The organism is Clostridium sp. UBA4395 (assembly GCF_002390995.1).
GTDB lineage: Bacteria > Bacillota > Clostridia > Clostridiales > Clostridiaceae > Clostridium_J > Clostridium_J sulfidigenes.
The window spans coordinates 1-14,456 of sequence record NZ_DGRF01000019.1 but is presented as its reverse complement, the minus strand read 5'-3'; the positions used below and the strand labels follow the sequence as shown (position 1 = coordinate 14,456).

Sequence of the window (14,456 nt, the reverse complement as noted above, 5' to 3'; positions counted from 1 at the left end):
CTATTCTATAGGTTCCATTTTATTCTTTTATTAGCTTTCTTTTATAATAGATTTCATTTTACGTTTCTTTTCCTACAGGCTTTTATCACATGATCTATCTAGAAATTATTTCCAAACCATCTTCAGTTACAAGAATTGTGTGCTCCCATTGTGCTGAAAGAGAATCGTCATCGGTAAAAACAGTCCACCCATCATCTTCATCTATAAATATTTCATTACTTCCAGCATTTATCATTGGTTCAATGGTAAATACCATACCAGGTACTAAAACCATACCTGTTCCTCTTTTTCCCAAATGAGAAACAAATGGTTCTTCATGAATATCTAAACCTACTCCATGTCCACCGAATTCTCTAACTACTGAATAACCATTACTTTCTGCGTATTCTTGAATTGCAGCTCCAATGTCTCCTAAGAATCCCCAAGGTTTAACTGCTTCTAAGCCTTTATCCAAACATTCTTTAGTTACTTCAACCAATTTCTTAGCTTCTTCATCTACTTCACCAATCATAAACATCCTTGATGCATCTGAGTAATATCCATTAAGTATAGTTGTTGCATCAACATTTACAATATCACCATTCTTTAGAATTACATCTTTACTAGGTATTCCATGGCATACAACATTATTTATTGATACACAAATACTTTTAGGAAATCCATCATAATTAAGAGTAGCTGGAATTCCTCCATTGGATACTGTATATTCATGTGCTAATTTATTTATTTCTTCTGTTGTCATGCCTTCCTTAATGTTTTCACTAATTAAGTCTAAAAGACCATTATTAATCTCAGCACTCTTTTTTATTCCTTCAATTTGCTCTTTTGTTTTTATAAGATTTTTAGTTGGTACTATATATCCTCTTCTTTTCAAATCGCTTAACTTTTCATCAAATTCTAAATGACAGTTTTTATATTTTAATCCACTTTTGCACCAACATAAATTATTTCTGTTTAATTTCATAATCTTTTCCTCACTCATATATTCATTTTAATTATTTAACTGATCCTCCATGGAAATAACATTCATAAACCTTAATATGGTCAAAATATATTTCCTCATGTCCTTGAAACCACTTAAATTCTCCATCTATTATACAATGATATTTATACTGCCCATTTTGATAAATAATAGGACCTCTATATGGATTCTCCTTAGTTACTAAACTCAAGGCTTCCTTTAAAAAGCTCCCTAAAAATCTTTCATCTAAAATTCTTCCAATATAATTCATTGACCAAAATGGAATATCATCTTGCCATAGTGCTTCCTCTCCTGCGAACCTCTCTCCACCTAAATACGTATCAATATATTTCAAGTTTCCTTCTACATATTCTAAATCATGAGAATTTGGTCTTGAAGATTCACTCTCTGTCCCTTCTCCAGCATATGTAGCTTTTTTAGCCCTACATAAGAAATCAATTATATTTTCATTTATATGATTATCGCTATGCTCTTCTATACATAAGCGGCAATTTTCTTCATAATCATTAACTAGTTTATCAATGCTTACTTTAAAATAATCACTTAGTGCAATCAGCCTAGCTATATCGGGATAAGATTGACCCACTTCCCATTTTGCAACTGCTTGCCTTGATATCCCTAAAACTTCAGCTAACTTTTCTTGTGATAGACCCTTTGCTTTTCTAAGTGTTTGCAATTGTTCTTGAAAACTCATTGTATAATCACCTCTTGTATAAGTATACTGATAATATTATCATCTTTCTACCAATTAAGTATAACAAATTTGACAACCTAAAGTTGCTTTAAATAAAAAAGTAATTTTAATACCGTTAGATCGTATCTTTCCTATTACTTTTATAATATATATTTAGTTCCTGTAATTTACCAATCATTTTAAACTATATTGTAAAAGAATCAAATTAGTGTTAGTATAGTTATTACTAAAACAAATATAGTAAATATAGTAAATTATAAAAAAGAATTCATAGTATAGTCGCAATTTTTTCGTATTAATTAATTCAAATCTAACTACTAGATTATACAAATATACAGCTATATATTCATAACTTAAATATATTTAAGATTAGAGGAGGAAAATAATATGATTTTTTATAGTAAAGAGAGCGCAAAAGAGGAAAATTCAAAAGACACACCCAATATAGTCATGGAAAAATTATTGAAATCAAGAACTATAGTTATTTCTGGTGAGATTAATCAATCTTTAGCAGAAAAAGTAGTTACTCAACTTTTAATCCTTGAAGAAATGGGAAATGACCCTATTAAAATATTTATAAATAGTCAAGGAGGGCATGTTGAAGCTGGAGATACAATACATGATATGATAAAGTTCATTACCCCAAAAGTTATAATGATAGGTACAGGTTGGGTAGCAAGTGCTGGTATAACAATTTATCTTGCAGCTGATAAAGAAAATAGATATTCCCTTCCTAATACAAGATATATGATCCATCAACCATTAGGAGGATTTAATGGTCCAGCTACAGACATCGGTATTGAAGCTGAAGAAATATTAAGAGTTCGTAAAAGAATTAATAAAATTATAAGTGAAGCTACTGGTCAACCACTAGAAAGAGTTGAAAAAGACACTGATAGAAATTATTGGTTAAGTTCTGATGATGCTGTAACATATGGTATAGTCAATAAAATAATATCAAATCATTCTGATTTGAAGTAATTTACAGAGTTTTTTTCACAGGCTCCGTAGATCCTTTAAAAGTTTAATTTAAAAATTATAAAAACCTCAGTTATTTCTGAGGTTTTTGCTTTATATCCCATCATTCTCAACATATTGAACTAACTTAATTCCTTTATTCATTTCTGCCAATCTACCTTTTGTATTGATATTATTTCGCCTTATCCTTTAACATTTAATCAATCCCATTGACCTGGGAATCTTAATTTTTGTAGTTTTGGGAATTTTTTATTATATTCTTCAACTTCTACCTTAGGTAGATTTTCAAAACCCTCCGATTCGTAGAATTTTCCTTTTATACCTTTCATACTCTCTTCTGCTAATTCAATTCCCATAAATGCATCAAAGTTTTTACCATCAGCAGTGGTAATATTAAAATTATCACAGGTTTTAAATCCTATTCGAGGATAATAATCTGGTTCTCCAAAAATTACAATACCTTTATACCCTTTATTTGTAGCTAGCTTCATTGTTTCCCTTAATAACAGCTCACCAACTCCACTTCCTTGCCATTTAGGCTCTACACAAAGAGGACCAAAGGTTATAATTTCATGGTTATCTACACCATCAACAATCTTTGCCTTTGAATACATTATACATCCTATTACTTTACCATCCTTTACTGCTATTCTGCTGAGCTCTGGAAGATAGTCTTTATGCTTACGTAATTTATGAACTAGGTAATGTTCGTCACAGCCAAGATGATGTTTGTTCCAAAAAGCATGTTGTGTCATCAGCTCCACATTGTACCAATCATCCTCTGTTTCCATTCTAATTTCTACCTCCTCACCATTTAACTTTTTCTTTTCTTCTGGAAACCATCCAAATTCTAATCTAACTTCTTTTCTTTGTAAGTCATTATTTCTATAGCAGCAAGCATCCATACCAATCAAAGTAAATCCTTCATGCTGATAAAAATCCACTGCATTAACATTGCAAGACTGTGTTTCTAGTATAATAGCTCTACGACGTTCTCTTCTTGCTTGTTCCTTTACAACCTGAATTAATGCATGTCCTATTCCATTATTTTGATATTCTTCTGTTACCCAAAGTTCTGTAATTCTGAGACGATTAGACCATAGTTCTTGATCTGTTTCAATTGCAGCAATTAATTTATCTTTAACTAACACTCCCCAAGCATAAGCATTCTCCCAGTGGTCTTCATATAACTTATCTGGAAAATCATACTCTTCTGGTGTATGGGTTACTGGCTCGCTAAAGTCTTTCTTTTCTATATCAATAGTAAAGCCTTTATCCGTTTTATTTACTACAACATCATAATATTTATCTGTAGTATAACCTATTGGAATTATAGTTTCCTTCCATTTATCCTTTGCTAAATATATAATTTCATATTCCATAGTATTTACCCCCAACTTTTCATACTTTTAATTGTCTTTCCTCTATGAAAAAATCTATATCAACTCAATAAATATTTCTTCGGTTTAACTGGTATCTACAGGCTTTTCAACAAGATATTTATATAAACTTTTATTTAATATCTAATTGCTTATATGTGTCTCCTAGCTTATCCATAAAGATACTTTCTATTTCATTGCTAACATTTGTGTCTACACAATTTTTATATATACAACATATAGAATCTATTAAAAACATATCTTTAGTTCCATATAATTCTTTAAATTTGGAATATGAGATTTTTCTAATGAGTTTATCGTCTACATTGCATTCTAAAAAAGTATCGTAGAATGTAAGATTAAATTTTTTATGTTTATTATAAATGTTATATTTATTTTCTATGTTTTTTTTAAGTCCTATTCTTCTAATTAATTCAACAATCGCTGTATAATATATTATTAACATGTACATTAATCGTACTGCTAAGTGTAGGTTTGGGAGAAAAATTACTATAAATCCTAGAACACATATGACATACATAGGTATTAATAGTTTTTTAACTTTATTATTCTTCTTTTCAATGAATTTTAATTGTTTCCTTAATGCTATTTCATTAGCTGAATTATCTAGATTACCATCATATTCAACTACTAATAATTGATTCACTAAAATCCACCCCCAATAAATTAATTAAATTCTATATATTTATCTGTAAACTTGGTTTTTAATATATCTTTTATGTCGCCTATCTCTTCTTTGCTTAACTGAGATTTAGAAATCCAAGTAATATCAGTAATAAAAAATATATCTGTTGTTTCATATATCTTTTCTATCAAAGAATATACTAGCCTTAGTGAGTTCTCATCATCAAATTTAATTTCTATAGAATCTTTATAAAAGTTTAATATAAAAGCTCTAGGAGTTTTAGATAACTGTCCCTGTAAGTAATATTTTAATGCACTTTTTATAACCAATTTTTTCAAATTTAACATAGTATATGTTATTATACAAATACCAATTATTACAACAATAGAAATTATAATATTATTCATAATCCACATAAAATATATCAATGCTATTATGCTAATTATACTTAATATATAAAATAAAATTCTCAATTTCGTATATTCTTTCTTGGTTAAAGTATTTAGTAAAATATTAATAAACCTTGATGTTTCCACATCAGGATTATTTTTTTCTTTATAGTGTACCTGTAACAATAAATCCATTAACCCTACCCCTTATAATGTATTATATGTAAACTATATACATATACAATTATGTTGTCAAGAAAATTTTTAAGGTAGCAAAACATATTGTGTTCCTAATTACCTAGTTTATAGTACTTTTAGCTAGAGCAATTTTTCATTCTAGCTAAAAAACAGATTTACCTATATTATGCGTTTCTCCGTAACAGTTATAATGCATACTATTTAAAATATAAGGGGATTTTGCAAAATATATTATTAATCTTATATAAAATGTTGAGCTTGCACTTTTATATTATTGTTAGCGAATGCCATTTGCAGGGATATTAGATTTACTTAGTATTTATGAATGGTAAAATCGTTAAGCAACACAACTTGTTTGAGTGTATACGAGTTGTTGTGTTGTAGATTTTTCCTTGAATAAATACTTTAGTAAATCAATATTTCGAAACGGCTGAGCGTTAATAATATATGGGCATGCTCAACATTTATTTTAGATTAATTTATTTTGCAAAATCCCCTTAAAGTTATTTATTTAGATATAAATTATTTCTACTCCTGAAAAATTTATATCCCCAACTAATGTTAAAGTATTTGTTATTATTTCATTGTTTCTATTCTTTTCATCAATAGAAGCTAAAAATGCATTAGTTTTATTCTCAACCTTCCAATTTTTAGGTATATATAGTTCTACTCCTGAAAAAGAAGCATTAATTCTAATTATAGCGTTATTATTGCTCATGGTTGCATTATCAAAATACACCTTCAGACCTCCAAAAGAACACTTAAAATCTGCTTGTTCAAAATTATCTGTATTTATATATTTTATACTACCACTAAATGAATTTTTAAATCTAACATGGCTTTCATCTTCCACATCAATTTTTTCAAACTTGTAATCTTCATAATCACATTCCATATTAACCCATTTAGTAGGTTTATGAAAAATCATAGAAAGACCAATACTTCCAAGTAGTGCTACAATCAATACAGTCCAAGGCGTAATATTTGTAATCCCTAATTGCTTATCATATATTATACAAATAAATGCAACAGGGAACAAAACACCTGCAAAATTAAGACGTAGTAAACTTTTCACAATAATTACTACTAAAAAAGCTGTTAACAGCAAACTAAATACATTCACATTAGGAAAGTATCCAAGCTTACTTATAATCAAGAAAATACCCATTAGTATAAATAAAATTCCCCAAAAAATTCTTTCTTTTTTCATCTCATTTCCTCTTTTCTAATAATTTATTTTTTAAAGGTTTATAATAATGTCTTGAAACATACACCTGTTTGTGAGTATTTTGAAATTCAACCTTACTTGATGATGATAGACTATGTGTTATGGAGTAAATATGATTTGTATTTAGAATTGTTGATTTTGAAACTCGCATAAAATATCCTGGCAAAAACTCTTCAAGTTCATAAAGCTTATATTTCACGTTATATATATTGTCAATGGTATGTGCACAAATCCTATTTTCTTCAGTTTCAAAAAACAATATTTCTTCCAAAGAAAGATAATATTCGGTATCATCTCTATAAAAAGTTATACATTTCTTGTATGATAGCATATCGTGAAACATAGTTTGAATATTTTTAATGTCTTCATTAAGTTCACTACATCTAATAATAACTTCATTTTCGCTTATTTTATTATCTACCTCAATTCTTATTTTCATATTTTCACTCCCCATATTTTTATTATATTAACTATTTTTTCCTTTGTAAATATAACAACAGTAAGTGGTTAGTTATTCTTTATAAGTGGTATATTTTTATACAGATGTTACATTAAAATATATAGAATAAGAAGTTTATCTGTATTGATATAGAAGTTACCCTCTTGCTAAAATACTTGTTCCAGGTAAATAGAAAACATTTTAAATTTAAAAAAGCAGCCTTTTTCAGACTGCTTTTTTGAATTCTAAACAACCAATTTATATTTTTCTATGAAATAATTCTCTTTAAGCTTTGAAGTGGATCATTATTGTTTTTCAGCTCCCCAAAAGTACATTTCTCCATTCTTGTTTTTATAAAAGGTATAACTCTCATCAATCCAAGTATGATGAAATTCAGTTTCTGATATTGGATACATGGGTATAATATATTCATCATCTAGAACAAAAAACATTTTTTCTTTGGCCCTTCCCACAGTGAGTTTCTCACCGTCCCCTTTGTATACCCCTATATATTCTTCATATATTTTGGAATCTAAAGCATATTCGAGTGGTCTACTTGGAAATTGATATTCCTCTTGAAACATTATAGCAGCAAGAATATCTGTAATACGCCAAACTGCTGTAAATCCATAATTACTTAATACAATAATACTTACTTGTTCATTGACGTATCTGTCAAATCCAGTTGTGAATCCCAATCCACCACCGTCGTGACTTATCCTCTTGCGTCCGTACATTTCATCTATAAACCATCCATATCCATAATCATTATCCTCAGTTCCTCTTTCTCCGGAATTTGCATATGGTGAAAATATAGTATTCAGTGTTTCCTCTGAAACAAGGCCTCCATTATATAAAGCTTGATCCCATATTAGCATGTCCTTAACTGTAGAATAGATTTCCCCTGATCCAAATGTTACATCCATGTTTACATAATCAGTATGGATTAAATCATTATCATTTAGATAATACCCATTAGCTAGCCCTGGTATAATTACTTTATTTTTTTCAATACCAGTATTCTTCATATTTAAAGGCTGAAAAATGTTCTTACTTAAAAACTCATCATAGGTCACACCTGAAACATTTTCAATAATACATGCAAGCAAATAGTATCCGTAATTAGAGTAATTCCACCTTTCCCCTGGCTCACACAAAAGAGGTTTATCTTTAAATATATTAAACATATCTTCATGTGTATGCTTTGATTTACTATACATTATTGGAAAGTTTGGTCCAAATAAATATTGAAGACCGGAAGTATGAGTTAAAAGATGATGTATAGTTATTCTTTTATCAAATTGATGAAATTCAGGAAAATAATTAGTAATGCTTTCATTAACATCTAATAAGCCTTTTTCTTGTAACATCATCACTGCCATAGCGGTAAATTGTTTTGTTATGGAACAAATTCTAAACTTTGTTTGTGATGTATTGGGAATACTATGTTCTATAGAAGCCTTTCCATAGCCTTTTTTAATGATAGTCTCACCCTTTTCAGCTACTAATATGGAACCACTAAATGCCCATGTATTGCAGTATAATTCCATAAAATCATTTATTTTTGTTGCTAATAAACTGTTCATTACTACACTCCTTATTTACATTCTATATTTTTTTTAGTTCTATTTAATATAATTTTAGAGTTCCTAAGATTATATTACAATAGTAGAAAATATTTCTATATCATTTTTTACATAAAAGCTATCACCCATTGTAAGAATAATAGCTTTATTGTATCAGCCTAATCTTTATCCCTCAATGAACAAATATCAGTTTAGGTAGTCTTACAGTTTAGCATTAATAGCTGACTTTAATACAATTATTTTTATAACACAATGTGCCAGTATCAAAACAAAACTACATCAATATAATATATTAGATCAATATTTAGTGGTGTAAAATGGGAAAAGGATATATAATAGTTCAACTTTCAAAGGAACAAGAAGCCTTACCTATCACAAGTGCAAAGATAAAAATTAGAGATCAAAAAACAAAAGAGGTTATTTTTGAGACAGACAGTGGTGTAGATGAAAGTGGCAGAAGTGAGATTATTGAGTTAGATGCTCCCGATAAAAATTTGTCATTAGAACCAATGAATAAAACATATATTCCTTATGCTAGATATGATGTGTTAGTAACCGCAGAAGGATATAATAATATACTAGTTAAATAGAATATCACAAAATTATCCTGCTATTCCTAAGTTAATTCCTGTAGATGGAATCTTTGGACCTAACACTGAAGCATCCGTTAAAGTATTTCAAAGAATATTTAATTTAGTTCAAGATGGAATAGTGGGAAGAGCAACCTGGTATAAATTATCAGCAATTTATACTGCTGTAAAAAGATTAGCTGAATTAGATCAAGAAGCAGAAGAAAATATGATTATTGAAGAATTAGATGGAAGTTTTGATGGACATTATCCATTAGGAGGATTAAAATATGGTTCTAAAGGAGGAAAAGTAAGGGAGCTACAAGTGTATTTAAGTACCTTAGCAGATGCTTATGGATTAAAGAAAAATGCTATAACTGGTATTTTTGATTATGAAACTCTGGAAACCTTAATGGAATTTCAAAAGGCATTTAATTTACCTATTTTAAAATCAGTTGATAGAAGGCTTTGGAATACTATATACTGTGCCTATGTAGATTTAGAAGACATTTACTCAGTAGAGGACTTAACTAGATATCCAGGGTATGTTTTAAGGAAAAATTTTAGCAATAAAGATGTAAGAAGACTTAAAACAATGCTTAGAAAGATATCTACATTATATAAAGAGATACCAGAAGTTAATGTTGATAGAGATTTTGATGGAAGAACACAAAATGCTGTGTTAAGATTTCAAAGAACCTTTGGATTAGTTCAAAATGGCGAGGTGGATATTAATACTTGGAGGAATATTGTATTTGTATATTTGGCATTAGACTCTGGTAGGGATATAAATACCTCAGATATTCTTTTCCCATTCCCATTTGAACTAAAACTTGGAGATAACAATGGGTATGTTGCTGTTCTTAAAGAGTATATGAATGTTTTAGCTAAAAACGGATATAACATAAGAATTCTACCTATAGATAATATATTTGACTTAGCCACGGAAAGGAATGTTAAGAGTCTTCAAAAGGTATTTGACCTAAGGAGAACTGGAGTTGTGAATAGAATAACATGGGAAAAAATCGCATCAACCTATAACGATTTCTTCATCGGTAGAAGGTAAGGTAGCTTCTTAATAATTTATATAGCTATGGAAAAACAGCTAACTTCAACAAAAATAGAGTAGATAAATTTGTGTTTATGCAAATCTACCTACTCTCTCTTAACCTAAATTAAACTTTAATAAAATTATAATCTTCTGATTGGGAAAAATAAATATAATTGTCCTATACCCTGCTTCTCTAGCAAGCTGCATTGTTGTTTCTAATAATAAACCACCAATACCTGTGTTCTGTAAATCAGATTCCACACAAAGTGGTCCAAAGGTTATCACATCATAAGTTTCTTTATCATTAACAACTTCGGACTTTTTTTATCTATCATGTTCCGTTCTTAGTTTAATTGGTATAAATGTTTCCATCTGTGCCCATCCCTGTGCCTTGATAATATCCTGAGGAGTAATAATATATCCCATACTATAATGATTATGGCGTTCATCCAATTCAAATAATTCTGATTTATTAATGTATTCTATAGCCTCATTATACAATTTACTACCAATTTCTTCATCGCCGTCTCTATATGTGTAAATAAGATAATATCCGCCATCAAAGTCAACTACATCGTTACTACCGCTATCCATGTCCTCATTTAGTGCCCACCACCAAACCATACCTTGTTCTACAGGATCAAAAAATAAAAAATCTCGTGGCATAAAGTCATCTCGTGGTAATGGCTTAATATCAGAAAAATATGCATCAAACTTTCCCAATATTCCTTCTGCAGAAAAATCAAAATTTTTATCAACCCCTGATGAAGCAGCTTTAAACGGTGGTAATGAAACAATTCTAAAATTCATAATTCCATCTCCTTGTATATATTACAAAAATTTTATTTTACCTAATTATAACATGTATCCTAGCCCCAATATACGTTAATACTTGTGACTTTCTTTCTATATGGTAAATCCCTCATAGTTTTTAATTTACGACTTACTATTTTCAGAATAAAATTTTAAAGCTTCCCCAATAAATTTAGATGCTCCACTTCCATATTGTTTATCAATGGCTTTTATCCATGTGGAATTTGATAAATAAAGCTCTGCTGTATAACCCCAATGATTCTCTCCCTCATCTACTTTGTAAAATCCTTGACTTTTTTTAGTTGCATCTGATATTTCTTCAACAATTTGTTGAACCTCTTTTGAATAAGGATCTTTACTTAAGTCCGATGTAAGCTTTTTATATAGCTCTTCTAATTTAGGCTGCCTATCTCCCAAATAATTTTTTAGAGCTTCTCCGATAAATTTAGATGCACCATTTGCATATTTTTTATCCACTTCTTCTATCCACTTAGGATATACCAAATAAACTTGCACCATATAGTACCAATGATCATCCCCATTATCCATTTTGAAGATTTCATAATCTTTTTTAGCTATATTTGTTATTTCTTCAGCAGTTTCTTGGATCTCCTTTGAAGAAGGATTTTTACTTAAGTCCGATGTAAGCTTTTTAAATAGTTCTTTTAATTTAGGGTGCTTATCTTCCAAACAATCTCTTTTAAACTCATCATATTGTTCTGCTAAAGTAAACGTAGCACTGTCGTTAAGATTTTTCTTTAAAGCCTTAGCATATTTCTCAATACTTCCATATTTCTTTATAGCCATTTTAGCAATTTCATCTTCCTTAGATTTACATTTTTCAATATGGTCATTATATTTATCTACACTACCATAAATTTTAATTACCTTATCTTCGTGTTCTGTTTTAAATTCTTCCAATACATTAAAATATTCACTCATATCAAATTCTCTAAAATTCATTGTGCTTTCTCCTTTTAAGGTTTTATTTATAAGCTCTATTAAGCCAGTCAATCTTTTTCTTTTTAAAACAAGCAACTTTTTCTGATTTTTTAGTGCTTGCATTTTATCAAAATATGGACTCAACATTATCTCTTTAACATCTTTTAAAGGTATATCAAGCTCTTTGAAAAATAAAATTTGCTGCAGAGTTTTAAGAGCCTCATCATCATAAAGTCTATATCCTGCCTCTGTAATTTCACTTGGTTTTAATAATCCTATTTCATCATAGTAATGTAGTGCACGCACACTTACTCCTGTCAAATCCGAAACTTGTTTTACCGTTCTCATTGCTACACCTCAAAGTTTGATTTTACAGCTATCAATATTATCTAATACTCAGCCGGCTATGAGTTTTTGTTAATATACTCAAGCTATATTTTTATATTACACTATGACGTGGTGTTAGAGTCAACGCTTTACAAAAGAATTTACACACTCTTTAGTTTTCTTGTTTTTCAAGTTTGAGCAAAGAAGCTCATGAAAAAAGAGGCTGTGTCAAAGTATTTTCATACTTTTGTAACAACCTCTATTTCACAAATCTGTCTACTCTCACCTATATTTGAACCTCTAATGTAAAACTTATAATATTATATTTTCATATAATAATTTTAGAAAAAGAGTTTCCATCTATAGATTCAAACCATATCTACTGTAACTACCAATCTACTAATAGAATGTATATTCTATATCAGTACCATCAAAATATATTATATCTTCATTATCAAAATGCCACTTAGATTTTAATCTATTAGGTAATAGTAAATCACCATTATTCTTATAATCTTCATATAGCGCAGACCATTTTCTATGTTCTAATCTTCTATCATTATAGATAAGAGCTCTATCATCAGTTGTAAATTCAACAAGCTCTCCATTGTCTAAGAATTTATAAATTCCACTTACATTTATGTTATCATATGTTATTGATACACCCACTGTATTTTTATCTATTTCTTTTATGGCTACATCTCCACTTAATAACTGTGACGGCATAAATATAATTTCGGCAAGCCAGGTCACTAAGGCTGCTTTATTCATTTCTTCCCCACGTTGATTGAATAGAGTAATATTTTTTGCTACTACTCCCTTCATCCCACCTTCACCATTAATAAATGAGTCCAAGCCTTGAAATGGTATGCCATAAAGTGATGAATCTATAAAAGCAAATCTAGCTGGAACATCTCCAAAAATATGCTCTGAATAATCTATTTTCAATGTTTTATTCATCTCTATATTTACAAAATCGGCATCCTTAAAATTAAAACTCACATGGTTACTACTAACCTTATTAACTAGCTTAGTATAGCTATAAAAATTCTGCATGGATTGTGGTAAATCCTCCAATGTATATTTAGCAGCTTTTTTATTTTCATTAATATTTTCTTCACTTGCAACTAAATAATCCTTAAAGTTTGTTTTTAATCTTGAATAAGGTACATTGAAATAAATAACTAATATAGATACTAATAATAAAATTACGCCTGAAATTAACCCCATTTTTCTCTTAACTCTCCTCTTCATTTTGTTTCTCCAATACCATAATATTTTTCTCTAATTGCTTTATTCCTTTAAATATACCTAATAACATTTCTTCATCAAAATCTGCAAACAAATTTTCAATATACTTTTCTTCGCTTTCCATTCTTTGTTCAAAATAGTCTGTACAGTACTTTGTTAATTCTAATCTTTGTATTCTACCATCCTCTTTATCCTTAACTATTACTAAGAAGCCTCTTCTTTCTAATATACTAGCCATCTTTTTAACATTCTGTCTTGAAGTCCCCATTCTTTCCGCAGTCATTGAAATTGTTGGAGCTTCATATTTAAAGCTAGCTATAATAGCAATCAAAAACCATTGCTTTGTAGATATATTAGAATCGAATTTATCTCCTAGTAGTTGTAATTTATTAGATAAAGCAAATATACCTCCATATATATAAGCTTTCATTTTCTTTTCCTCTTTTTTATCCACTATTCATCACACTCCATAAAAATTATATTCATCAATATTTATTTATTGCAACATAAAGGTAACTAGTTACATATATGATTATACGTAACTAGTTACCTTTATGTCAATACTTACAAAGAGATAATGTATACTTAATTTTATTATAGTGTTTCTCTAATATCTTAAACCTATAAATATAATTGTTGTATACTTTATTTCCCTCACTACCAAGTAATACAATTAACTTAGGTTGCCAAGTGCAGAAAACAAATCAATCCATGTATCAATGCTGTTTCCCAATTCATAAATATACACGTCCTTTCATTCTCATAATATATTACTGTTGTGATGCTTTATAATACTGTTGTTAATTATAATATATCTTTTTCATTATTAATCCCCGCTATAAACAACAACCGATTAACCCTCCTCAACAATTCATACCATATTAAGAAAATATTTCTTCATTCAACCTATTGCTATATATAAATCATCATAATGCATAAATCTTTTCATTATTTATATAATATTAAAGGGGCTTTCGCAAAATA

16 protein-coding genes are annotated in these 14,456 nt (G+C 29.0%); 3 read left to right on the top strand and 13 right to left on the bottom strand.

Annotation, left to right across the window (positions count from 1 at the left end; all coding sequences use genetic code 11):
• Window positions 1–94 precede the first annotated feature (94 nt).
• Complete coding sequence (locus B2694_RS02400) at window positions 95–964, bottom strand: methionyl aminopeptidase (RefSeq protein WP_346884419.1); 870 nt, start codon at window positions 962–964, stop codon at window positions 95–97.
• Between the two features lie 31 nt (window positions 965–995).
• The gene (locus tag B2694_RS02395) at window positions 996–1,676 is read right to left on the bottom strand and encodes a DUF5680 domain-containing protein (RefSeq protein WP_346884418.1); all 681 of its coding nucleotides are present in this window, start codon (window positions 1,674–1,676) and stop codon (window positions 996–998) included.
• A gap of 387 nt (window positions 1,677–2,063) precedes the next feature.
• Here B2694_RS02395 and B2694_RS02390 point away from each other — a divergent pair, with 387 nt between their 5' ends.
• Window positions 2,064–2,657 (top strand): ATP-dependent Clp protease proteolytic subunit, encoded by a 594-nt coding sequence (locus tag B2694_RS02390; RefSeq protein ID WP_346884417.1) that lies wholly within the window; start codon window positions 2,064–2,066, stop codon window positions 2,655–2,657.
• A gap of 197 nt (window positions 2,658–2,854) precedes the next feature.
• Here the strand turns inward: B2694_RS02390 and B2694_RS02385 are convergent, their stop codons facing one another.
• From B2694_RS02385 to B2694_RS02360, 6 genes are all read right to left on the bottom strand, one after another.
• The gene (locus B2694_RS02385) at window positions 2,855–4,036 is read right to left on the bottom strand and encodes a GNAT family N-acetyltransferase (protein ID WP_346884416.1); all 1,182 of its coding nucleotides are present in this window, start codon (window positions 4,034–4,036) and stop codon (window positions 2,855–2,857) included.
• 130 nt (window positions 4,037–4,166) lie between these two features.
• Complete coding sequence (locus tag B2694_RS02380; protein WP_346884415.1) at window positions 4,167–4,700, bottom strand: hypothetical protein; 534 nt, start codon at window positions 4,698–4,700, stop codon at window positions 4,167–4,169.
• Between the two features lie 20 nt (window positions 4,701–4,720).
• Window positions 4,721–5,263, bottom strand: coding sequence for a hypothetical protein (locus B2694_RS02375; protein WP_346884414.1), 543 nt, complete (start codon window positions 5,261–5,263; stop codon window positions 4,721–4,723).
• 514 nt (window positions 5,264–5,777) lie between these two features.
• The gene (locus B2694_RS02370) at window positions 5,778–6,476 is read right to left on the bottom strand and encodes a LiaF transmembrane domain-containing protein (RefSeq protein ID WP_346884413.1); all 699 of its coding nucleotides are present in this window, start codon (window positions 6,474–6,476) and stop codon (window positions 5,778–5,780) included.
• Between the two features lies 1 nt (window position 6,477).
• Entirely contained in the window at window positions 6,478–6,933 is a 456-nt protein-coding gene (locus tag B2694_RS02365; protein ID WP_346884412.1) for a LytTR family DNA-binding domain-containing protein, read from the bottom strand.
• Between the two features lie 305 nt (window positions 6,934–7,238).
• Window positions 7,239–8,519, bottom strand: coding sequence for a serine hydrolase domain-containing protein (locus tag B2694_RS02360; protein WP_346884411.1), 1,281 nt, complete (start codon window positions 8,517–8,519; stop codon window positions 7,239–7,241).
• A 317-nt stretch (window positions 8,520–8,836) separates the two neighbouring features.
• Here B2694_RS02360 and B2694_RS02355 point away from each other — a divergent pair, with 317 nt between their 5' ends.
• Together B2694_RS02355 and B2694_RS02350 are read left to right on the top strand one after the other, a co-directional pair.
• Window positions 8,837–9,109 (top strand): hypothetical protein, encoded by a 273-nt coding sequence (locus B2694_RS02355; RefSeq protein ID WP_346884410.1) that lies wholly within the window; start codon window positions 8,837–8,839, stop codon window positions 9,107–9,109.
• Between the two features lies 1 nt (window position 9,110).
• A complete protein-coding gene (locus B2694_RS02350; RefSeq protein WP_346884420.1) occupies window positions 9,111–10,154 on the top strand; it encodes a peptidoglycan-binding protein in 1,044 nt (347 codons plus the stop codon).
• Between the two features lie 99 nt (window positions 10,155–10,253).
• On the opposite strand, the gene B2694_RS02345 is transcribed toward B2694_RS02350, so the two are convergent.
• The 5 genes from B2694_RS02345 to B2694_RS02325 all read right to left on the bottom strand — a co-directional run bounded on the left by B2694_RS02345 (window position 10,254) and on the right by B2694_RS02325 (window position 13,926).
• Window positions 10,254–10,400, bottom strand: coding sequence for a hypothetical protein (locus B2694_RS02345; RefSeq protein WP_346884409.1), 147 nt, complete (start codon window positions 10,398–10,400; stop codon window positions 10,254–10,256).
• A 63-nt stretch (window positions 10,401–10,463) separates the two neighbouring features.
• Window positions 10,464–10,949: a hypothetical protein gene (locus B2694_RS02340; protein ID WP_346884408.1), complete on the bottom strand. Its 486-nt coding sequence runs from the start codon at window positions 10,947–10,949 to the stop codon at window positions 10,464–10,466.
• Between the two features lie 126 nt (window positions 10,950–11,075).
• Window positions 11,076–12,242, bottom strand: coding sequence for a MerR family transcriptional regulator (locus B2694_RS02335; RefSeq protein WP_346884407.1), 1,167 nt, complete (start codon window positions 12,240–12,242; stop codon window positions 11,076–11,078).
• Window positions 12,243–12,620: 378 nt separating this feature from the next.
• Window positions 12,621–13,475: a DUF6544 family protein gene (locus B2694_RS02330; RefSeq protein WP_346884406.1), complete on the bottom strand. Its 855-nt coding sequence runs from the start codon at window positions 13,473–13,475 to the stop codon at window positions 12,621–12,623.
• Window positions 13,459–13,926: a MarR family transcriptional regulator gene (locus tag B2694_RS02325; RefSeq protein WP_346884405.1), complete on the bottom strand. Its 468-nt coding sequence runs from the start codon at window positions 13,924–13,926 to the stop codon at window positions 13,459–13,461. Before B2694_RS02325 ends, B2694_RS02330 begins: the two co-directional genes overlap by 17 nt.
• Between the last annotated feature and the right edge of the window lie 530 nt (window positions 13,927–14,456).

What these genes read in the sequence shown, in the direction of transcription:
- B2694_RS02395 (WP_346884418.1), bottom strand. Translation starts at nt 1,676, where the DNA reads ATGAGTTTTCAAGAACAATTGCAAACACTTAGAAAAGCAAAGGGTCTA.
- B2694_RS02370 (WP_346884413.1), bottom strand. Translation starts at nt 6,476, where the DNA reads ATGAAAAAAGAAAGAATTTTTTGGGGAATTTTATTTATACTAATGGGT.
- B2694_RS02335 (WP_346884407.1), bottom strand. Translation starts at nt 12,242, where the DNA reads ATGAGAACGGTAAAACAAGTTTCGGATTTGACAGGAGTAAGTGTGCGT.
- B2694_RS02385 (WP_346884416.1), bottom strand. Translation starts at nt 4,036, where the DNA reads ATGGAATATGAAATTATATATTTAGCAAAGGATAAATGGAAGGAAACT.
- B2694_RS02400 (WP_346884419.1), bottom strand. Translation starts at nt 964, where the DNA reads ATGAAATTAAACAGAAATAATTTATGTTGGTGCAAAAGTGGATTAAAA.
- B2694_RS02365 (WP_346884412.1), bottom strand. Translation starts at nt 6,933, where the DNA reads ATGAAAATAAGAATTGAGGTAGATAATAAAATAAGCGAAAATGAAGTT.
- B2694_RS02360 (WP_346884411.1), bottom strand. Translation starts at nt 8,519, where the DNA reads ATGAACAGTTTATTAGCAACAAAAATAAATGATTTTATGGAATTATAC.
- B2694_RS02340 (WP_346884408.1), bottom strand. Translation starts at nt 10,949, where the DNA reads ATGAATTTTAGAATTGTTTCATTACCACCGTTTAAAGCTGCTTCATCA.
- B2694_RS02355 (WP_346884410.1), top strand. Translation starts at nt 8,837, where the DNA reads ATGGGAAAAGGATATATAATAGTTCAACTTTCAAAGGAACAAGAAGCC.
- B2694_RS02375 (WP_346884414.1), bottom strand. Translation starts at nt 5,263, where the DNA reads ATGGATTTATTGTTACAGGTACACTATAAAGAAAAAAATAATCCTGAT.
- B2694_RS02390 (WP_346884417.1), top strand. Translation starts at nt 2,064, where the DNA reads ATGATTTTTTATAGTAAAGAGAGCGCAAAAGAGGAAAATTCAAAAGAC.
- B2694_RS02330 (WP_346884406.1), bottom strand. Translation starts at nt 13,475, where the DNA reads ATGAAGAGGAGAGTTAAGAGAAAAATGGGGTTAATTTCAGGCGTAATT.